This window comes from Oceanomicrobium pacificus (genome assembly GCF_009833495.1).
GTDB lineage: Bacteria > Pseudomonadota > Alphaproteobacteria > Rhodobacterales > Rhodobacteraceae > Oceanomicrobium > Oceanomicrobium pacificus.
Window position 1 is genome coordinate 694,703 of record NZ_WUWG01000003.1, and the last position, 20,005, is coordinate 714,707.

Annotated in this window: 17 protein-coding genes; 7 read left to right on the forward strand and 10 right to left on the reverse strand. The window is 64.7% G+C overall.

The annotated features are described in order from the left end of the window. Nucleotides 1–19: 19 nt before the first annotated feature. Nucleotides 20–493 (reverse strand): type II toxin-antitoxin system RatA family toxin, encoded by a 474-nt coding sequence (locus GSH16_RS09940; RefSeq protein ID WP_160854547.1) that lies wholly within the window; start codon nucleotides 491–493, stop codon nucleotides 20–22. 105 nt (nucleotides 494–598) lie between these two features. On the opposite strand from GSH16_RS09940, the gene hpt reads away from it, so the two are divergent. Further along, a complete protein-coding gene (gene hpt / locus GSH16_RS09945; RefSeq protein ID WP_160854549.1) occupies nucleotides 599–1,141 on the forward strand; it encodes a hypoxanthine phosphoribosyltransferase in 543 nt (180 codons plus the stop codon). Nucleotides 1,142–1,294: 153 nt separating this feature from the next. Here hpt and lipA read toward each other — a convergent pair whose 3' ends face one another. Both lipA and GSH16_RS09955 read right to left on the reverse strand, forming a co-directional pair. Beyond that, nucleotides 1,295–2,251 carry a lipoyl synthase gene (lipA, locus tag GSH16_RS09950; protein ID WP_160854551.1) on the reverse strand — a complete coding sequence of 319 codons (957 nt, stop codon included), beginning with the start codon at nucleotides 2,249–2,251 and terminating at the stop codon, nucleotides 1,295–1,297. 47 nt (nucleotides 2,252–2,298) lie between these two features. Further along, nucleotides 2,299–3,255 carry a LysR substrate-binding domain-containing protein gene (locus GSH16_RS09955; RefSeq protein ID WP_160854553.1) on the reverse strand — a complete coding sequence of 319 codons (957 nt, stop codon included), beginning with the start codon at nucleotides 3,253–3,255 and terminating at the stop codon, nucleotides 2,299–2,301. 160 nt (nucleotides 3,256–3,415) lie between these two features. On the opposite strand from GSH16_RS09955, the gene GSH16_RS09960 reads away from it, so the two are divergent. After that, nucleotides 3,416–4,159 carry a VIT1/CCC1 transporter family protein gene (locus GSH16_RS09960; protein ID WP_160854555.1) on the forward strand — a complete coding sequence of 248 codons (744 nt, stop codon included), beginning with the start codon at nucleotides 3,416–3,418 and terminating at the stop codon, nucleotides 4,157–4,159. A 78-nt stretch (nucleotides 4,160–4,237) separates the two neighbouring features. Here the strand turns inward: GSH16_RS09960 and lpdA are convergent, their stop codons facing one another. The 5 genes from lpdA to GSH16_RS09985 all read right to left on the reverse strand — a co-directional run bounded on the left by lpdA (nucleotide 4,238) and on the right by GSH16_RS09985 (nucleotide 12,179). Continuing rightward, nucleotides 4,238–5,632 (reverse strand): dihydrolipoyl dehydrogenase, encoded by a 1,395-nt coding sequence (gene lpdA, locus GSH16_RS09965; RefSeq protein ID WP_160854557.1) that lies wholly within the window; start codon nucleotides 5,630–5,632, stop codon nucleotides 4,238–4,240. A 131-nt stretch (nucleotides 5,633–5,763) separates the two neighbouring features. Beyond that, a complete protein-coding gene (locus GSH16_RS09970; RefSeq protein ID WP_160854559.1) occupies nucleotides 5,764–6,327 on the reverse strand; it encodes a DUF924 family protein in 564 nt (187 codons plus the stop codon). Between the two features lie 73 nt (nucleotides 6,328–6,400). Next, nucleotides 6,401–7,741: an MFS transporter gene (locus GSH16_RS09975; protein WP_160854561.1), complete on the reverse strand. Its 1,341-nt coding sequence runs from the start codon at nucleotides 7,739–7,741 to the stop codon at nucleotides 6,401–6,403. A gap of 95 nt (nucleotides 7,742–7,836) precedes the next feature. Continuing rightward, nucleotides 7,837–8,892: a tRNA preQ1(34) S-adenosylmethionine ribosyltransferase-isomerase QueA gene (gene queA / locus GSH16_RS09980; protein WP_160854563.1), complete on the reverse strand. Its 1,056-nt coding sequence runs from the start codon at nucleotides 8,890–8,892 to the stop codon at nucleotides 7,837–7,839. 17 nt (nucleotides 8,893–8,909) lie between these two features. Next, a complete protein-coding gene (locus GSH16_RS09985; protein ID WP_160854565.1) occupies nucleotides 8,910–12,179 on the reverse strand; it encodes a YhdP family protein in 3,270 nt (1,089 codons plus the stop codon). Between the two features lie 108 nt (nucleotides 12,180–12,287). Here GSH16_RS09985 and GSH16_RS09990 point away from each other — a divergent pair, with 108 nt between their 5' ends. The 5 genes from GSH16_RS09990 (at nucleotide 12,288) to GSH16_RS10010 (ending at nucleotide 16,229) form a co-directional block, all read left to right on the forward strand. Continuing rightward, the gene (locus GSH16_RS09990; protein WP_160854567.1) at nucleotides 12,288–12,758 is read left to right on the forward strand and encodes a peroxiredoxin; all 471 of its coding nucleotides are present in this window, start codon (nucleotides 12,288–12,290) and stop codon (nucleotides 12,756–12,758) included. Between the two features lie 2 nt (nucleotides 12,759–12,760). Beyond that, complete coding sequence (locus tag GSH16_RS09995) at nucleotides 12,761–13,570, forward strand: ferritin-like domain-containing protein (RefSeq protein ID WP_160854569.1); 810 nt, start codon at nucleotides 12,761–12,763, stop codon at nucleotides 13,568–13,570. Between the two features lie 200 nt (nucleotides 13,571–13,770). After that, nucleotides 13,771–15,108, forward strand: coding sequence for a DUF5930 domain-containing protein (locus GSH16_RS10000; protein ID WP_160854571.1), 1,338 nt, complete (start codon nucleotides 13,771–13,773; stop codon nucleotides 15,106–15,108). Further along, complete coding sequence (locus tag GSH16_RS10005; protein ID WP_160854573.1) at nucleotides 15,098–15,583, forward strand: bactofilin family protein; 486 nt, start codon at nucleotides 15,098–15,100, stop codon at nucleotides 15,581–15,583. The genes GSH16_RS10000 and GSH16_RS10005 overlap by 11 nt, the downstream gene beginning before the upstream one ends. A gap of 127 nt (nucleotides 15,584–15,710) precedes the next feature. Beyond that, nucleotides 15,711–16,229, forward strand: a complete 519-nt coding sequence (locus tag GSH16_RS10010) for a dihydrofolate reductase family protein (RefSeq protein WP_160854575.1) — start codon at nucleotides 15,711–15,713, stop codon at nucleotides 16,227–16,229. 5 nt (nucleotides 16,230–16,234) lie between these two features. Here GSH16_RS10010 and prfB read toward each other — a convergent pair whose 3' ends face one another. Together prfB and GSH16_RS10020 are read right to left on the reverse strand one after the other, a co-directional pair. After that, nucleotides 16,235–17,362, reverse strand: coding sequence for a peptide chain release factor 2 (prfB, locus tag GSH16_RS10015; RefSeq protein WP_160854577.1), 1,128 nt, complete (start codon nucleotides 17,360–17,362; stop codon nucleotides 16,235–16,237). A gap of 106 nt (nucleotides 17,363–17,468) precedes the next feature. Beyond that, complete coding sequence (locus tag GSH16_RS10020) at nucleotides 17,469–19,994, reverse strand: penicillin-binding protein 1A (protein ID WP_235913149.1); 2,526 nt, start codon at nucleotides 19,992–19,994, stop codon at nucleotides 17,469–17,471. Between the last annotated feature and the right edge of the window lie 11 nt (nucleotides 19,995–20,005).

Below are 20,005 nucleotides of genomic sequence, written 5' to 3' on the forward strand. Positions count from 1 at the left end.
TCGGGCGGCCTTTTTCATGTCAGGATGACGTGGCCGGTCCGGAGCCGTAGAGCACTTCGGCCCGCGCCTCGAAGGCGCGGACGATCCGCTGCATCGCCTCGTAGAAGACAAGTCCGATCACCGATTGCAACAGCGCCGAGCGGAACTCGAAATCGACGAAGAAGTCGACTTCGCAGCTTTGCTCGTCGATGGGGCGGAACTGCCAGTGATTGTTGAGGTAGCGGAACGGCCCGTCGAGATATTCCACGTCGATCTTGCGCGCGTCGGGGCGCAGTGTCACCCGGCTGCCGAACTTTTCGCGGAACAGTTTGAAGGAGATGATCAGGTCGGCGTCGATCACCGAACCGGACCCGTCGGGCAGCGGCTTTTCCGAGCGGATCCGCGCCGCCGAACACCAGGGCAGGAACTCGGGATAGCTGCCGATATCCGCGATCAGGTCGTACATCTGCGCAGCCGAATAGGGCATGACGCGTTTTTCTGCATGTGTTGGCATGGTCCTGCCCGATAAAATCCGTTACTGGACTGCCCCGGTCCAAATGCCGGCTTGTCGCCGGATGAGCGGCTTGGATAGACTGATCCGGCAAGCAGAGGCAAGCCCATGACACAAGCGCCCTACGTGATTGACGAAATGATCTCCGCGAAATCGATTGCGGCCCGGGTGGAGGCGCTGGCACGCGACATCTCGCAAGCCTTTGACGATACCGACAAGCTGGTCGTCGTGGGGCTCTTGCGCGGCAGTTTCATCTTCATCGCCGACCTTGTGCGCGAACTCGATCTGCCGGTGGAGGTCGATTTTCTCGAAGCCTCGTCTTACGGCAATTCGACGGAAAGCTCCCGTGAGGTGCGGATCCTGAAGGACCTGCGCGGAGAGATCGAGGGCCGCGACGTGCTGGTGGTGGAAGATATCGTGGACACCGGCCACACGCTCAACCATGTGCTGGAGATCCTGAAAACCCGGCGGCCGAAACGGCTGCGGACCTGTGCGCTGCTCGACAAGCCGTCGCGGCGCGAGGTGGACATCAAGGCCGACTGGACCGGCTTCGAGATCCCCGACAAGTTCGTTGTCGGCTACGGGATCGACTATGCGCAGCGGAACCGCAATCTCGACCATATCGGCGCGGTGCGCTTCACGGAAGCGTGACCCCCTGCCCCGATTTTGCCGCCTTCCCGGTTCAGAATCGGCAGAATTGGGCGGCATAAGGATAGAAGTGGCGCCGGAGTTGGCCGTGTACTGTGTGGGGCCGATGCGATTGGCTCCGGCGCCCGCTTCCTCGCAGAAATCCCGAAGACCGGATCAGTTCAGCCCGAGCTTGGCCTGACGCGCCGCGCGCAACCGCGCGAAATCGTCACCGGCATGATAGCTCGACCGCGTGAGCGGCGTGGCGGACACCATCAGGAACCCTTTGCCATAGGCGGCCTTCTCGTAGCCGGCGAACTCTTCGGGCGTGACGAACCTGTGCACGGCATGGTGCTTCGGCGTCGGCTGGAGATACTGGCCGATGGTCAGGAAATCGATATCCGCCGCGCGCATATCGTCCATCACCTGATGCACGGCCTGCTTGTCCTCTCCCAAACCGACCATGATGCCGGATTTGGTGAACATGGACGCATCCAGTTCCTTCACCCGCTGCAGGAGCCGCAGCGAATGGAAATAGCGCGCGCCCGGCCGCACTTCCGGATAGAGGCCCGGCACGGTCTCGAGATTGTGGTTGAACACGTCGGGGCGCGCTTCGACCACCGTTTCCAGCGCGCTATCGGGACATTTGAGGAAATCGGGCGTCAGCACCTCGATCGTTGTCGCAGGCGATTTGCGGCGCACGGCGCGGATCGTCTGGGCGATATGTTCGGCGCCGCCATCCTCCAGATCGTCGCGGTCGACGGAGGTGATGACGACATGGTTCAGGCCCAGCTTCTCCACTGCCACGGCCACGCGGCCGGGTTCGAACACGTCCAGACTGTCGGGCCTTCCGGTGGCGATGTTGCAGAAGGTGCAACCGCGCGTGCAGATTTCGCCCATGATCATCATGGTGGCGTGGCCCTGGCTCCAGCACTCGCCCACATTGGGGCAGCCGGCCTCTTCGCAGACGGTGACCAGATTGTTGTCACGCATGATCTTCCGCGTGTCGCGGTAGCCTTGCGACGTCGGCGCCTTCACGCGAATCCAGTCAGGCTTGCGCAGGATCGGCGTGTCGGGCTTGTGGGCCTTTTCGGGATGCCGTTCCGCACGGTCCTTGAGATTGCGCTCGCTCATGCCATTCCTCCGGTTTTTCTGCGCCTTACCATATATGATCGGGGCCGTCAGGGGGGTGCGACAGTTTCATATACCCGCCCTGCATCCCGTGCATGGGCCAGAAGCGGTTCGGCACTGGCGACAAGCGCATTTGCGAGCATTCCGACCCACGGGTCATCCGGTGTTTCACGCCGCAGCAGGAGCCGCACCTGCCGCGACGGTTCGGGGTTGGCGAAGCGCAGCACGGTCAGCCCTTCCTGCCGCGCCAGTTCCGAGGCCAGCGAAAGCTCCGGCAGGAAGGTCACGCCCACCCCGCCGCTTGCAAGCCCCGAGAGGGTCGCCAGAGAGGTCGCGCCAAGGTCGAGCCGAAGCGCCGAGCGGTCGATGGCGCAGGCGGCCAGCGCCTGATCGGACAGGCAATGGCCCTCCTCCAGCAGCAGAAGCCGTTCGCTGTCGACCGCATCGGGATGCGGATGCACGGGCGGCGGCGTCATGGACCGGATGAGCGGCGCCGTCCCGGCAAGCAGGAACCGGTCGTTGAAAAGCGGCAACGCACGGAACCGCGCTGTATCCTCGTCCGTGGCCAGAACGGCCGCATCGATCCGGCCCGCGGCCAGCGCCTCTGCCAGCCGCGCCGTCGGGGCTTCCTGCACGGACAGGTCAAGATCGGGATGGTCCCGCCGCAGCGCCGGGATCAGCGCGGGCAGCAGATAGGGCGCGATGGTCGGGATCATGCCGACGGCCAGCGGACCCGACAGACCACTGCGCCGCCGCCCCAGTCCCTCGATCGCCTGCGCGCCATCGACGACCGCGCGGGCCTTTTCCTCCAGCTGCCGGCCGAGCGGTGTGAGCGGCAGCCCGGCGCTGCCGCGCTCCACGAGCGGACCGCCAAGCAGGGCCTCAAGATCCCGGATCTGGACCGACAGGGCGGGCTGGGACACATGCACCCGGTCTGCCGCCTTGCCGAAATGGCGCGTCTCGGTAAGCGCGAGGAAGTAGCGGAGCTGGCGCAGGGTCACGGTCATAGGACAGACTTATGACACAGGCAGGAATTTGCAATCCAGCCTATTGGCGCGGCGGGTGGACAAGCCGGCCTGTTGCACCTGATGATGCGTGGAGTTGTCCCTTCACGGCCATCGGCCCCGAAAGCGGACCCGGGCAGACAGCATCACGAAAGGCCAGAACATGACGAGTGGTGACTTCACGACCCGCTATGCGTCGCACAAGGCGCATGAGCATCAGGTCGGACCGATACAGGAGTTTCTGAAGCAGATCGTCTATGGCGGCAATGACGGGATCGTCACCACCTTCGCCATTGTTGCAGGATTTGCCGGCGCCGGGGCCGAAGGGGCGGCACAGATCGGCGGAATCGCGGTGCTGCTTTTCGGTCTGGCCAACCTGTTTGCCGATGCCACGGCCATGGGGCTTGGCGAGTTTCTGTCCTCGCGTTCGGAACATGATGTCTACCGCGCCACGCGTGCGCGCGAATTGCACGAGATCCACACCAATCCCGATTTTGAGAGCGCTGAGATGGTCGAGATCCTGTCCGACCGTGGCGTGGCGGAGGAGGATGCCCGCGCGATGACGGATATCATGCTGCGCAATCCGGAGTTCATGGCCGACATGATGATGACCTATGAGGTCGAGATGGCCGACCCGAGCGGCGACAGTCCGGCGCTGAAGGGGCTCGCCACCTTCCTCGCCTTCATCCTGTTCGGGGCAATCCCCATCTCCCCCTATTTCATTCTCGAACCCGTGCAGAGCACCTTCTACCTGTCGGTGGCCGCGACCGCGCTCGCGCTGGCAATGCTCGGATCGATCCGCTGGCGGGTGACCTCCGAGACGTGGCTGCGCTGTGTGGGCGAGACGATGCTCGTCGGCGGGATTTGTGCTCTGGTGGCCTATCTGGTCGGTGTGCTCGTTGCCTGACGCGGACCACGCGCCTGTGGCCGGAAAGAGAAAGCCCGACCGCAGTCCGCGGCCGGGACTTTTTTCGCTGGAACCGGATCAGAAGTGGATCGCGCGCCCATAGGCGTCGAGCACCGCTTCGTGCATCATCTCCGACAGGGTCGGATGCGGGAACACGGTCTGCATCAGATCTTCCTCGGTCGTCTCCAACTGGCGGCCCACGACATAGCCCTGGATCAACTCGGTCACTTCCGCACCCACCATATGCGCGCCAAGCAATTCGCCCGTCTTGGCGTCGAACACCGTCTTGACCAACCCTTCCGGTTCGCCGAGTGCAATCGCCTTGCCGTTGCCGATGAAGGGGAAGCGGCCGACCTTGACCTTGTATCCGAGTTCCTTGGCCTTCGCCTCGCTATAACCGACGCTGGCGACCTGCGGGTGGCAGTAGGTGCAGCCGGCAATGCTTTCCGGCTTGACCGGATGGGCATGTTTGCCGGCAATCAGTTCGGCCACCATGACGCCTTCGTGGCTGGCCTTGTGGGCAAGCCACGGCGCACCGGCAATATCTCCGATCGCATAGAGCCCGTCGACGCCGGTGCGGCAGAACGCGTCTGTCACCACATGGGTCCGGTCGACCTTCACGCCCTGCTCTTCCAGACCGAGCCCTTCAACATTGCCGACGATGCCGACGGCCGAGATCACGGTGTCGAATTCGTGTTTTTCGACCTTGCCGCCGCGCTCGATATGGGCCGTCACCTTGCCTTTGGCGCGGTCGAGAGACTTGACCGTGGATTTCTCCATGATGGTCATGCCCTGCTTCTCGAACTGCTTTTTCGCGAAGGCAGAGATCTCCGCATCCTCGACCGGCAGGACGCGGTCCATCACCTCGACCACCGTCGTGTCGGCGCCGAGCGTATTGTAGAAGCTGGCAAACTCGATCCCGATGGCGCCCGACCCGATGACGAGTAGCTTCTTGGGCATCCGCGGCGGTTGCAGCGCGTGCTTGTAGGTCCAGACCAGATCGCCGTCAGCCTCCAACCCGGGCAGTTCGCGGGCCCGCGCGCCGGTGGCAAGGATGATGTTTTTGGCCTGCAGTTCCTCGCTGCCCTTCTCGGTCTCGACGCTGACCTTGCCCTTGCCGGCAAGCTTGGCCGCACCCATCACGACCGTGACCTTGTTCTTCTTCAGAAGGTGCCCGACGCCGCCCGACAGCTGTTTTGCCACGCCGCGCGACCGTTTCACGACCGCGTCGATGTCATAGCCGAACTTGTCGGCGCTCAGACCGAAATCCTTGGCACGTTCCATCAGGTGATAGACCTCGGCGGACCGAAGCATTGCCTTGGTCGGGATGCAGCCCCAGTTGAGGCAGATGCCGCCCAGATGCTCGCGCTCCACAACGGCCACATTCAGGCCCAGCTGCGCGGCACGGATGGCGGCGACATATCCGCCCGGCCCGGCTCCGATCACCACGACGTCGAAGGATTTGGCGGCCATATTTCCTCTCCCGAACTATTGGTTCAATGCTGAACCTTTTTCCGTCGCCACACTATGCGACATTCTGGATTGGATGGATAGCCCCCTGCGACGGCGCGCGACAAATGTGAAATCTGCAACCCCGTGTCCCGCTAGGCGCTAAGCTCGTCGAGGATGCCCTTGTAGCCCGGCCCGTCGAGAAACGCCTGTTCCTCTGCCGAATTGGTCCGCCCGAGCGCCGCGTTGCGATAGGGAAAACGGCCGAAGCGGCGGATGATCTCGCGATGCACTTTGGCATGGATGACATTGTTGCCGTCGGGCATGTTCATCGTGAAAAGCCGCACGGCGAGGTCCTGATCGGTCAGGTTCTCCGAATGCATCAACGGCATGTAGTAGAATTGCCGGCGCGGCCCCTCCACCTTCATGTCGAGCCCGTGGGTGATCGCTTTCTTCGCGAGCGCCAGCGCCTGCGCGTCGGTGGAAAAGGCCCGGGCGTCGTCGCGGAACATGTTGCGCGGAAACTGGTCCAGCACGATCAGCATCGCCAGCACATCGTCCGGCCTGCACTTCCAGCCGTCGAGCGTCTTGTCGCGCGCGGCCTCCCATGTCGGCATGAACCGGTCGCGGATTTCCGCGTCCAGTTCGGGTGTGCTCTGGTACCAGTTGGATGGATCGACCTCGTCGAGCCAGAAGGTCAGAATATCTTGCGGTGTCATGCCTGCCTCATTGCCACTGCTGCTCATTTTTTAAGCAAGTGTGCGCCTCGACCCGGCGTTTGCAAAACGGAAATTAAACCTTCTGGAAATCTGTGTCCTCTGCGTCACGCCGGGCGTCGGATGATGCCTCTTCCTCCGCCAGCGCCGTTTCCTCGGCGGCCTGTTCCTCGGCCATCTCGATCGCTTCCTCGGCCGCGATTTCCTGCGCAAGCTCGACCGCCACCGGCGTCGCCTGCGGCATGATCGGGCTGTAGGAGATCGTGTCCCCGGCCTCGGGCGCGGCACGCTGTGTCATCCGGTAGACCGCATAGGCCGCGATCATCGCGTAGAGGAGCAGCAGGAAGACGAAGAAACTGTCCGCGCCGAAGGCCTGCATCATGGCACCGAGTACCAGCGGGCCGGCAATCGCCCCGATCCCGTTGATGAACATCAGACGCCCCGAAGCCGCCGCCATATCCTCGGGCTCCAGAAAATCATTCGTATAGGCGATGGTCAGCGAATAAAGCGGATTGGCCGTGCCGCCGATGATGACCGCAAGCCCGATCAGGACGGTGAAGCTCGTCGTGAACGGCAGGGCCACCGCCATCGCCAGCGCGCCGATCACCGTCATCGCCATGATGAGCCTGCGCCGGTCGATCCGGTCCGACATGAGCCCCACCGGATACTGGAACAGAAGCCCGCCCACATAGACCGCCGCCACGAAGATCGACAGTTCGCTGATGGTCAGACCCTTTTCCGTCGCGTAGACGGATGCCATGCCGAAAATGGCCGAAAAGACCCCGCCGAGCAGAAAGATCGCGACGCAGCCGAGCGGCGACACCTCGTAGAGTTGGCGCAGCGTCAGTGGCTTCGTTGCTCGGAAGACGGGCGCATAGGTGTCGGACAGCAGGATCGGCGTGAAGGAAAGCGACACCAGCACCGACATGACGACAAAGAGCGTGTAGCCTGACACATCCGCAAGGTTCAGCAGGATCTGCGCCCCGACGATGCCGGTCATCTGAACGATCATGTAGAGCGACAGGGCCTTGCCCCGCGTCTCGTTGGTGGCCGCATCGTTGAGCCAGCTTTCCGCGACGACATAGACGCCAGAGAAGCAGAAGCCCACCAGCACGCGCAGCGCCACCCAGACAGCCGGATAGGGCAGCGCGGGGTACAGGATGAACGCCGCCGAAATGAGCGAGGCGAGCGCCGCGAAAACCCGCACATGACCGACCGCCGCGATCAGCACCGGCGTCAGGCGCGACCCGCCGAGGAAGCCGAGGAAATAGCCCGACATCACATAGGACATGGTCTTGGCATCAAACCCTTCGAGCGCGCCGCGCACACCCAGAAGCGAGCCTTGCAGCCCGTTGCCCATCATCAGCAGGAGGACGCCCAAGAGGAGCGGCCAGGAATGGGTGAGAATGGAAAACATCGTGTCCCCGTTTGTCCGCCCCGGTCCTGCCAGAGCGTTTCCGCATCAACTGATCTGAAAACGACATGTTCCCGTCGTTTTGGGTCGCTCCGGCGTCAGCCGGGAATCAGGAGCGAACTGTCGCCATAGGAGAAGAACCGGTAGCGCCCCTCGATCGCATGGGCATAGAGCGCGCGCATCCGGTCCATCCCCATCAGTGCCGAGACGAGCATCAGGAGCGTCGATTTCGGCAGGTGGAAGTTCGTCATCAGCCCGTCGGTGGCAAGGAAGCGGTAGCCCGGACGGATGAAAATATCTGTATCTCCGCTCCAGGCACCAATCTCGTGATGTGCGGTCGCCGCGCTCTCGATCAGCCGAAGCGAGGTCGTGCCGACGGGAATCACCCGCCCGCCGCGCGCCCATGTCTCGCGCATCGCATTTGCGGCCTCTTCGGTCACTTCGCCCCATTCGGCATGCATCTTGTGCTCGTCAATCACGTCTGTCTTGACCGGCAGGAAGGTCCCTGCCCCGACATGGAGCGTCACCTCCGTACGCCCGACACCATGCGCATCGAGGGCCGCCAGAAGCGTGTCGTCGAAATGGAGCGAGGCCGTCGGCGCAGCCACTGCCCCGTCGCGGCGGGCAAAGATGGTCTGGTAGTCGTCGCGATCCTGGTGATCGGCCGGGCGGCGGCTCTCGATATAGGGCGGCAGCGGCATCCGCCCGACATCTTCCAGCGCCAGAACAAGATCGGCGCCGGCCTTGTCGAAGGCCAGATCGACCTCTCCGCCGTCGCGGCGCGCCTCGACCGTGGCGGACAGGCTGTCACTGAAACGGACAATGTCGCCCTCGGCCAGCTTGCGCGCCGGCCGGGCCAGCGCGGTCCATCGCGCCGGGCCGCCCTGCTCGATCAGCGTCACCTCGATCCGCGCCTCGCCCGACCCGTGCGGGGTTTCGCGTTTGCGCAGACCGTCGAGCCGCGTCGGCAGCACGCGTGTATTATTGAAGACCAGCAGATCGCCGGGGCGCAGGAACGCCGGAAGATCCATCACCTGCCTGTCCATCGTCGCTCCACCCTCGGCCACCAGCAGGCGCGCGGAGGATCGCGGCGAGACCGGACGCAGGGCGATCAGCTCTTCAGGCAGGTCGAAATCGAAATCGGACAGGCGCATGGCCGCGCTCCCAGAAGTCAGTTCACGTTGAGGGCCGGAGCGGTATCTATTCTGGGCGTCTGTTGCAAGATGCTGCGCATACCGCCGGGCGTCAGGAGCGACAGCGGATTGATCTCAAACCGCGGCGATGCCGTGGTGCCGCCGACCGAGAAGGCCAGCCCGATCAGCCCCTCGCCCTCCCGGCTGCCGAAAATCCGTCCGAAGGGACCGTTGGCGAAATAGGCGGGCGTGATGACCCCGCCGAGCGCCAACTGCCCGTCTGCGGGGCGCAATTCACCTTCGAGCGTGACGCCCATCGCGTCGCCGACCGCCTGCCCGTCTTCGATGGCGATCCGGTCGCCGGTGCTGCGGAACCGTCCGGTGATCCGGTCGAAGAATGTGCCCTCCGGGCCGGGGTCTACACCGCCTGTCCCGCCTGCGCCCGCGCCGACTGTCACCAGTGCCCCGCGCAGGTCCACGTCACCCGACAGCCGCCGCCCCGGACCGGGCAGGTTGACCGCCAGTTGCAGCCGGCCGCCCACGGCCTCCTTGAAAATGCCCGAATCGGCCAGCACCCGCCCGCCATCGTCGCTGGTCACGATGGCGCGGCCGCCGCTGCCATCGGGGCTGAGCGCCACCTGCACTGGCGCGCCGCCATTGACCCGCGCCGTGAACCGCCCCGACAGGCCGGGTGCGAATGTCAGCTGCCCGCGCGCATCCGACAGGCGCAGCGTATCGGTCACGATCAGGTCGGTCCCGTCGAGCGTGATGCTGCCGCGCCCGCCGCCGCCGCCTGCTGGTCGCCGCCGCAGATCGATCACGCCGCCGGTCAGCACCATGCCCAGCCCGTCCGCACCGTTGCGCAAATCGAGCGCGCCGTCGAGCCAGCCGCTGTCGAGCCTGTCGAGCCGCAGCCGCAGCCCGCCATCTCCAAGCGACAGGCGGCCCGCTGCTGCCAGACCGGCGGCGGCCAGTTCAACATCCGCCTCCACCGCATCTCCGGCCGCGGGATCAAATCCGAACTGCGCGGTCAACTGCCCTTCCCGGCCCGCAGGTTTCGACCAGCCGAGCGCCGGAATGTCGAGCGGTACGGATTGCAGGTCGGTCGAAAGGGCAACCTGCGGTGCCGTCCCGTCCCGCGTCAGAGCCACCGCGCCCCGCACAGGCACCGGTGCCCCGATCCGGGCCGCGGCAGGCGACAGGCCGAACCGCTCCAGCTGCTCTGGCGCCACATCGGCGGCAAAGGCGATGTCGGTCACGCCGCCGGCCATGTCATGGTCCACGGTCAGTCCGGCGGCGATGCCGCCAGCAGTGACAGGTCCCGTGAGCGCGAACCGGCGCTTGTTGCCCTCGAACTGCAGGGCGTCGCTGACCAGCGGCAGGCCGGGAAGCAGACCGTCGCTGCGCGCATCTGAAATGCTGCCCGCATAGGTCGCGAAAATCTCCTCCGGTGTCAGACCGCCCTTGAGCGGCATGGCAATCGTCGCGTCCAGCCGCGCCGTCCCGTCGACACCGGCCAGTTCCGGCCGCTCGGCAATGTCGAAGGGGATCGGACTGTCGCCGAGCACCTTCAGCAGGCTGCCGACCGGTCCCTGCACCGTCAGGTCGAACCGCCCGTCGGCGGGCCGTTGGCGCGTGTTGGCCACCGACATGGTCGTGCCCGACAGGTCGAGCGGGTCCAGCCCCGGTCCAGCGGGGACCCGACCACCCGTCGCCACGAGGGAAAAATACCTGTCCGTCAACTCGCCATAGCCGGTCAGCCCTTCAGTTGGCGCCAAGCCGTTCAGGAGGCCAACCCGCCCGTCCTCCACATTGAAGTTGACCATCAGGCTCGGCCGTCCGCCGGTCCAGCGCAGCGACGCGCGGATATCTGTAGCAGCCCCCGCCTCAACATGGGTCCGCACCCATTGTTTCGACTTGCGCGCCACCGGCAGCGGCCAGAAGGTCAGAAGAGCGTCGCGCGACAGCCGGCTGATCCGGCTGTCGAGCCGCAGGTCCCAGCCGGCACCGAGCGTGGCCAGCGAACCCGTCGCGGAGGCGGTCAGCCCGTCCTCCTCCAGCGTCAGGTTGCCGATATCGATGCCGAACGGTGCCAGCGACACGCGCGCCGTCACCGCACCTCCGGCAATCGAGAGCGGCGCGCCGAACAGATCGGGCCGGTTCAGCCAGAGGTCGCGCAGCGAGAGATCGGCCACCAGCCGGTCGACGCGGCGGTCGGCGTTCGATTCGATGCCGAGCGTCCCGTCCGCCGACAGGCCACCCTGGGCGGTCTCGACGAACAGGTCGTCAATCTCGAACCGGCTCGCCACCGGATCGTAGGAGAAATAGGCCTTGCCATAGTGGAATCGCACGGGTGGTGCGCCCTGCGGCGCCACGGCGCCGGCGGACACTTCCAGAACGCCGTCGAGCCCGGTCAACTGCCCGTCTGCGTCGATCCCGCCGGAAATGTTGCCGCTCACCGGTGCGTCGAGCACCCGCAGGAAGTCGAGCGCGGCGAACGCATCGGCCACATCCTGCGGCGCGGCACCGGTGAAACCGCCCTGCACCGCGACAGCGCCCGTGTCTGGCGACAGAAGTGCATCGAGCGAGAGGGCAATGCGCGTCTGGCCCTCGCCGGTCACTTCGCCCGACAGGTCGAGCCGCCAATCCGCATCCGCACGGCGCAGGATCGCCGTTGCGTTGGGGGCAAACCAGGTGCGCCCGCTGCGCTGGTCGGCATAGGTCAGGCTGGTTCCTTCCAGCCGGACCTCTTCCAGCCGGTCGAGTTGCGGGATCGCGGCCAGGGCCTGCATGGCTGCCCCGAGCGATTGCGGCGCCGCCGCGCCGTCGCCGGCCATCGTCGCGACGGTCCAGCTGGACGGCCCGGTCCGCTCGATGCGGGTCTGGGCCCGTGTCACTTCCAGCCGGGTCGGGTGCAGCCTGCCGGATATGAGGTCGAGAAACGAGAATTCCAGCCTGATTTCAGGTGCATAAAGCGTGATGTTCCCGCCGTCATCGAACATGGCGAGCCGTTCCAGCGTCAGACGCACCGGCCGCTGGCCCCGTGCCAGACGCAGTTTCGCTTGCCCCAGTTCCACCCGGCCCTGCCCGTCGGCAGGCTCCAGACTGTCCTCGATCATCCGGGTCAGGGCGGGCACGGACAGATCACTGCGATCGGCAATATAGAGCAGCGACAGCGCGCCGAGCGCCAGCAGCATCGCGCAGCCGATCAACAGCCCCCAGACCCGCCGCCACAGGAACGCATGCGTGTGGGCAACGCGGCTCCTCTGGGTCGGGCTGTCGGTCTTCCGCCGATGGATGCGTGACATATGTGCTTCGGTCTCCGGCCTCGGGCGCCCGTCTTTCGGGCTTGGCCTCGCCCGAACCGCAGTTTAGCACTTGGCGGAGTGGCAATGCCAGAGAGGACGGAGCGTGACATGACCACAGACCCGATGATCGGCAAGAGTTTTCCGGATTTTGACCTGCCTGTGACCGGCGGCGGCACGTTGAGCCGCGCCGATCTCGCCGGCGGCCCGGCGGTGCTTTTCTTCTACCCGCGAGACGATACATCCGGCTGCACCAAGGAAGCGATCGGCTTCACGGCGGCTGAAAGCGATTTTGCCGGCCTCAAGGCACAAGTCATCGGCGTCTCCAAGGACAGCCTGTCCAGCCATGAGAAATTTGCCGCCAAACACGGGCTGACCGTGCCGCTCCTGTCCGACGAGACTGGCAATCTGTGCGAGGATTGCGGCGTCTGGCAGGACAAGCAGATGTATGGCCGCACCTTCAAGGGGATCGTCCGGTCGACCTTCCTTCTGGACGGCGATGGCATTGTCAGGCAGGTCTGGCGGAAGGTGAAAGTGCCCGGCCATGTGGAGGATGTTCTGGCCGCCGTCAAAGCGCTCTGACCATGGTTGCAAGCCTTGCCGAAGCTGCGGTGGACGTTCTGACCACCGCCGACCCGCGCGACAAGACCGCTCGCAGCCGCGCCCATGCCGTACGCTGGCGCGAGAGCGTGGCGGCAGGCGATCCGATGCCGGTCGGCACCGCTGCCCCGCCGGACCATCCGGCGCGTCCCGACGCCCCGGCGCTCCTTGATCCGCGCGACGTGCCGCGCCGTCGCCCCGGATCGCGGCAGGGCCGGATCGCGCTCCTGCATGCCATTGCCCATATCGAACTGAACGCGGTCGATCTGCACTGGGACATCATCGCGCGGTTCACAGGCACGCCCATGCCGCGCGGTTTCTATGATGACTGGGTCAAGGCGGCGGATGAGGAATCGAAACATTTCAACCTGCTCGCCGACAGGTTGGAGGCGCATGACAGCCATTATGGGGCCCTGCCCGCCCATGCCGGCATGTGGCGCGCGGCCGAAGATACGGCCGACGATCTTGAGGGGCGTCTCGCTGTTGTCCCGATGGTGCTCGAAGCCCGTGGCCTCGATGTGACGCCCGGCATGATCGACCTGTTCCGCGCGGCAGACGATGCCGAGACGGTCGCGGCGCTCGAAGTGATCTACGCCGAAGAGGTCGGCCATGTGGCTTACGGGTCGAAATGGTTCCACTTTCTGTGCGGGCGTCACGAGCATGACCCGAAGGACCGGTTCCATGCGCTCGTCCAGACCTATTTCCACGGCGCGCTGAAGCCGCCCTTCAACGAGGAAAAGCGTGCCGAAGCCGGCCTGCCGCCCGACTTCTACTGGCCGCTCGCCGACCGCTGACCGGCGCGGTGCGCGGGCCACGATCGGCAGATATCCGCCAAGTCGCAGCGTAATTAATTTGGCGGGTTGCAATAAATCCACAGTTCCGTAGCTTGCTCGCCGTGGGACAGTGAAACCACGGGCCGCAAGGCCCGGACCAAACAAGGCCGAAGGTCAGAATGCCAACAGCACATCCCCGAGGGTCAGGCAGGCTCCGTCAGTTGCTCCCCGAGTTGCGTGTCTTCATTCAAACCGACACCGAGACGAAATATGTTCATCTCGGCGCCTGGCAGCAGGCCGGCCTCTGGGTCGGTGGTGTCGCGCTGGTCTCCTGGACCTTCATCGCGACGGCCATGGTGCTCATCAACAATCTCGAAGCCGACACGCAGGTCGCGCAGGCAGAGGCTCTGGCCAATGCCTATGAACTGCGGCTCGACGAGCTTGGCGACGAGCGTGATTCCCGGGCACTGGAAGCCTCCAACGCGCTCAACCGGTTCTACATGGCGCTCGGCAAGATCTCCGACCAGCAGAGCGAGCTTCTGAAAGCGGTCGAGAAACAGCAGGAACTGGAAACCGCCCTCACGCTGATGCGCGACAATCTGCAGGCCGCGCTCACCGCGCGGGACGAGGCCACGAAACAGAATGACACGCTCATTGCCCAGCTGCAGATGGTCAGCGGCGATCTGAGCAGCCGCGCCGGCGCTGAGGATGATCTGGCCGACACGCTGCAGGCCATCTCCATCGCGCTGGAGGAAGCCGTGCGCGTCCGCGACGAGACCCGGCTGGAGAAGGTCGCCCTGCAGGACCAGATCACCGATCTGGAACGCCGCCTGATGCTGTCCGACGAACGGCAGGTCCGGATGCTGAGCAAGCTGGAAATGGCGATCCAGAACGAGTTCGAGCCGCTCTCGGCCATGTTCGAGGAAGCGGGTTTCGAGGTGGAGAAACTGGTCAGCCAGGTTTCCTCTTCCTATTCCGGCACCGGCGGCCCCGTCACGCTGGCGCGCCTGTCGACCAAAGGCACGCCCGATCCGGCTGCCATGCACCTGAACGAGAACGGCACTGTGGAACGGCCCGACACGCTGCGCCGGTTCGAGAACCTGATGGAAGATCTCGGCACCGTGTCGATGATGCAGTTGGCCGCCAACAAGGTGCCCTTCACCATGCCTGTGAAGACGCGGCACCGGTTCACCAGCGGCTACGGCTACCGCCGCGACCCGATCACCGGCGGGTCACGGCTGCACAAGGGGCAGGATTTTGCGGCCGGCCATGGCACGGATATATTTGCCACCGCCGACGGCGAGGTGATATATGCGGGTTGGCAAAGCGGATATGGTAAAATAGTAAAAATTCGCCATGGTTTCGGTTTCGAAACTTTCTACGCTCATCTGAGCAATATTCGTGTCAAGAAAGGCCAGACCGTGTCGCGAGGCGATCACATCGGGGATATGGGCAGCACCGGGCGCAGCACCGGGACCCATCTCCACTATGAGGTTCACGTCGCAGGCAAGGCCGTCGACCCCAACACCTACCTGAAGGCAGCAAGACATGTTCACTAAGAAACCTGCAGACAATCAGACCGCCGCGAAACCGGCCTCCCCCGCTCCGGCGCCGAGCGCTGACGCGTCCAAGCCCGCCGCCGCACCTGCGGCCGCTCCGGCTGCTGCCAAGCCGAAGCCGGCTCCGTCGGTCCTGTCCTCCGACCTGACCGTGAAGGGCAACATCATCACCACCGGCGACGTGCAGATCGAAGGCACGATCGAGGGCGACATCCGCGCCCATCTTCTGACGGTCGGCGAAAGCGCCACCGTGAAGGGTGAGGTCGTGGCCGACGATGTGGTCGTCAATGGTCGTGTGATCGGCCGCGTGCGCGGCCTGAAGGTCCGCCTGACCTCGTCCGCCCGTGTCGAGGGCGACATCATCCACAAAACAATCGCGATCGAGAGCGGCGCCCATTTCGAAGGCTCCGTCCAGCGTGAGGACGATCCGCTGAGCAACAAGTCGGCCACCCCGGCGGCCAAGGCTGCCAGCTGATCGATCCGTCGCTACGGATGAGTTGGAAAACCCCGGTCCCGCGACCGGGGTTTTTTTGTCTCCGGCGACGGGTGACGCGCGGGCCGCGGTCAGGCAGACTGGACACTCGACAGGTCAGGAGGCGCACATGATCCGCGGATATATCGCGCAATCAACGGACGGGTTCGTCGCCGACAGGGATGGAAGCGTTGCGTTCCTGACGCCGTTCAACGATGTCGATTACGGGTATGACGCCTTTCTGGGCGAGATCGGCACCGTGGTGATGGGACGCGCAACCTATGACCAGATCCTCTCTTTCGATGTCGGCTGGCCCTATCCGGACCAGCGCGGGATCGTGGTCACGTCACGCCCGCTCGACACCAGACTGGGAGAGGTGTCCGCCTGGTCCGGACCCTTGCCGGATCTGGCCGCAAAGTTGAACGCGGCTGGCGGCGGCGGTGATGCGTGGATCGTCGGCGGCCCAAGGCTCCAGACTGCCTTCATCGAAGCCGGGCTGATCGACCGGTTGCAGCTGTTCGTCATGCCGGTGCTGCTCGGCGGCGGCGTGCCGCTCTTCCGCTCGGAGGGCGCGCCGAAATCCTTGGCTTTGCAGGACGTCCGGCGGTTCGACAAGGGGGTCGTCGGGCTGGGCTACCGCCTGCCCTGACGCGATTATTCCTCGGCCTGCGCTTCGGCGCGCGATTTGCCGGCCACATCCATGGCCAGAACCGCAGCCATGAACGGGTCCAGATCGCCGTCGAGCACGCCCTGGCTGTCCGAGGTCTCGTGGTTCGTGCGGAGGTCCTTCACCATCTGGTAGGGCTGCAGAACGTAAGACCGGATCTGGTTGCCCCAGCCGATATCGCCCTTCGCGTCATGGGCTTCCTGGATCGCTTCGGTCCGCTTGCGCAATTCCAGCTCGTAAAGCCGCGATTTCAGCGCCGCCATCGCGTTTGCGCGGTTCTGGTGCTGCGATTTTTCCGAAGAGGTCACGACGATGTTGGTCGGGATATGGGTGATGCGCACCGCCGAGTCGGTCGTGTTGACATGCTGACCGCCCGCGCCGGACGACCGGTATGTGTCGACACGAATATCGGACGGGTTGATGTCGATCTCGATATTCTCGTCCACCACCGGATAGACCCAGGCCGAGCTGAAAGACGTGTGCCGGCGCGCCGAACTGTCATAGGGCGAGATGCGCACCAGCCGGTGCACACCGCTTTCCGATTTCAGCCAGCCATAGGCATTATGGCCCATGATCTTGTAGGTGGCGGACTTGATGCCGGCCTCGTCGCCGGGCGTCTCGGACACAAGCTCGACTTTGTAGCCCTTCTTCTCCGCCCAACGAACATACATACGTGCCAGCATCGACGCCCAGTCACAGCTTTCCGTGCCACCGGCCCCGGCGTTGATCTCCAGAAAACTGTCATTTGCGTCGGCCTCGCCGTTCAGGAGCGCCTCGATCTCCTTCTCGGCCGCCTTGTCGCGCAGCTTCGCAAGCGCGGCTTCGGCCTCCTTGACGACATCATCATCGCCCTCGGCCTCGCCCAGCTCGATCAGGTCCACATTGTCCTGCAGGTCCTGGCTAAGCGCCGTCACACTGTCGATCGCGTCCGACAGGGTCTGGCGTTCGCGCATCAGTTTCTGGGCTTTGGCGGGATCGTTCCAAAGGTCCGGATCTTCGGACATGGCATTGAACTCTTCCAGCCGGTGCGGCGCGGTTTCCCAGTCGAGCCGCTGCTTGAGCAGGTCCACTGATTTTCCGATTTCCGCAACGATGTTCTCGATTTCCGCCCGCATGATGCGTCCCTTGAAACTGCCGGTCTGGTTCTGGCTTCCGGACGCGGCCGCCCGGAAGGATTGGGATGTGTCTTAATCCGGTGAGGTCAGGAGGACAAGCGCGGGCTCAATAGAGCCCGCCGCTCGACATGGTTCCGAAAGTCGGGTTCGACGGAACCTCGACCGTTCGGCCCTGCACGTTGATCGTCTCGGTCGGCACCTCACCGCGCTCGAACAGGAGCAGGTCGTTGCCCATCACGAAACCGCCGTCCACATAGGCACCATATTCACCGACACGCGGTTCTTCGCCGGCGCGGAACAGTTCGGCCACCACATGGCTGCCGGACGCACCGTCGGGCAGGCGCTGGCCGGTGAACCGGTCGATCTTGACGAGCACCGTGTTGGCCGGCCGCGGCAGGTCGAAACTGCCATGTCCTTCCAGCGCCACTTCCATGAAGTCGCGGAAGACCGGACCGCAGAGCGTGCCGCCGTAAGCCCCCCGCCCCATCGGGCGCGGCGTGTCGAAACCGATATAGCAGCCCGCCGCGATCCGTGGCGTGAAACCGACGAACCAGGCATCCTTGCTGTCATTCGTCGTCCCGGTCTTGCCCGAGATCGGCACTCCGAGCTTGCCGACGGTCGAGGCCGCCGTCCCGCGGGAGACAACGCCGCGCATCATCGAGGAGAGCTGATAGGCCGTGACCGGATCCATGATCTGCTGGCTGTTGTTGTAGACCCGCGGTTCGCGCGCCTCCAAGAGCGTATCGGACTGGCAGTCGACACATTCGCGGCGGTCGTGCCGGTAGATCGTATTGCCGTTGCGGTCCTGAACCCGGTCCACCAGCGTCGGCTCCACCCGTTTGCCGCCATTGGCGAACATCGCATAGGCCGCGACCATCTTGTAGAGCGTCGTTTCCCCGGCGCCGAGCGAGTAGCTCAGGATGTTGGGCATATTCTCGTAGACGCCGAACCGTTCGGCATAGTCCCCGACCCGCTCCATCCCGATATCCTGCGCGATACGCACGGTCATCAGGTTCCGCGACTGTTCGATGCCGGTGCGCATCGGCGCCGGACCATAGAACTTGTTGGACGAGTTTTTCGGCCGCCAGATGCCTGCGCCGGTTTCCACCTCCACCGGCGCGTCGACGACGATCGAGGCCGGGGTGTAACCGCTGTCGAGCGCGGCAGCATAGACGAAGGGCTTGAAGGACGAACCCGGCTGACGCGTGGCCTGCGTCGCGCGGTTGAAAACGCTCGACTGATAGGAGAAGCCCCCCTGCATCGCCAGCACGCGGCCGGTCTGGGTGTCCATCGCCATGAAGGCGCCCTGCAGTTCGGGGATCTGGCGATAGGTCCATTTCTCGAACGTGCCGTCCTCGGCGGTCACGGCGGACACCATGATGATGTCGCCCACCGACCAGAGGTCGGCCGGTTTCGTCGCCTTGCCCTGCACGCGGCCGTCGCGGCGCGGGCGTGCCCATGCAGCTTCGGCCACGTTCAGGAAATGGCCGTCCTCGTCATCCTCGACACCGTCGATGCCGATGCGCGCGCTGGTCTCGCCCACCTCGAGGATAACGGCCGGATGCCAGCCCTCGATATCGCGCGGCAGGAAAATCCCCGCCATCGCATCGCGCCAGCCGTCTTCCGCCAGCTTCTCGGGGGCGATCGTCTCCAGTGGGCCGCGATAGATGCCGATGCCACGGTCATATTCTTCCAGCCGGTCGCGCAGCGCCTGCGCGGCGGCGGCCTGCAGGGTCGGGTCCATGGTGGACCGGATCGACAGCCCGCCGGTGAAGAGTTTCTCCTCGCCCAGCCGGTCGCTCAGCTGGCGGCGGATCTCGTCGGTGAAATAATCACGCGGCGGCATTTCGGAGCGCGAGGACGGATAGTCGCCGCTCTGCACCGTCTTCAGTGGCAGTTCCTTTTCGCGCAGGTAGGTTTCGCTGCTGATATAGCCGTTCTCGGCCATCTCGCGCAGCGTGTTGTCGCGCCAGAACACGGCCGTATCATAGTCGCGCACCGGATGCCGGTCGCTTGGCGCCTTCGGCAGCGACGCCAGATAGGCGGCCTCGCCCGGCGTCAGCTCTTCGAGTGTCTTGTTGAAATAGGTCTCGGCGGCAGCGGTGATCCCGTAGCTGTTCTGGCCCAGGAAAATCTCGTTCAGATAGAGCGCGAGGATCTGTTCCTTGTCGAGCGTCTGTTCAAGACGGGTGGCAAGGATGATCTCCTTGATCTTGCGCTCCATCTTCCGGTCGCCCGTGAGCAGGAAATTCTTCATCACCTGCTGGGTGATGGTGGAGGCGCCGCGCAGCCGCTGGCCCTGCGCCGCATCGACGACGGCCTTGCCGATGCCCACGATGTCGAACCCGACATGGGTGTAGAAATTCTTGTCCTCGGCCGAGATGAACGCATGTTTCACGAGCGGCGGGATCTCGTCCGGTGGCGTGTACATGCGGCGCTGGGTTGCGAACTCGTCAACCACCCGCCCCTCGCGCGAATAGACGCGCGACAGGTTGGCAGGCGCATATTCGGCCAATTGCTCGTGGCTCGGCAGGTCGCGGCCATACATCCAGAAGACCAGCGCCACGGAGCCGGCGGCAACGAAGACGCCGATGGTCAGAAGGCTGAAGATGAAGCCGAAAAATCGCAGCAGTGTGATCACGG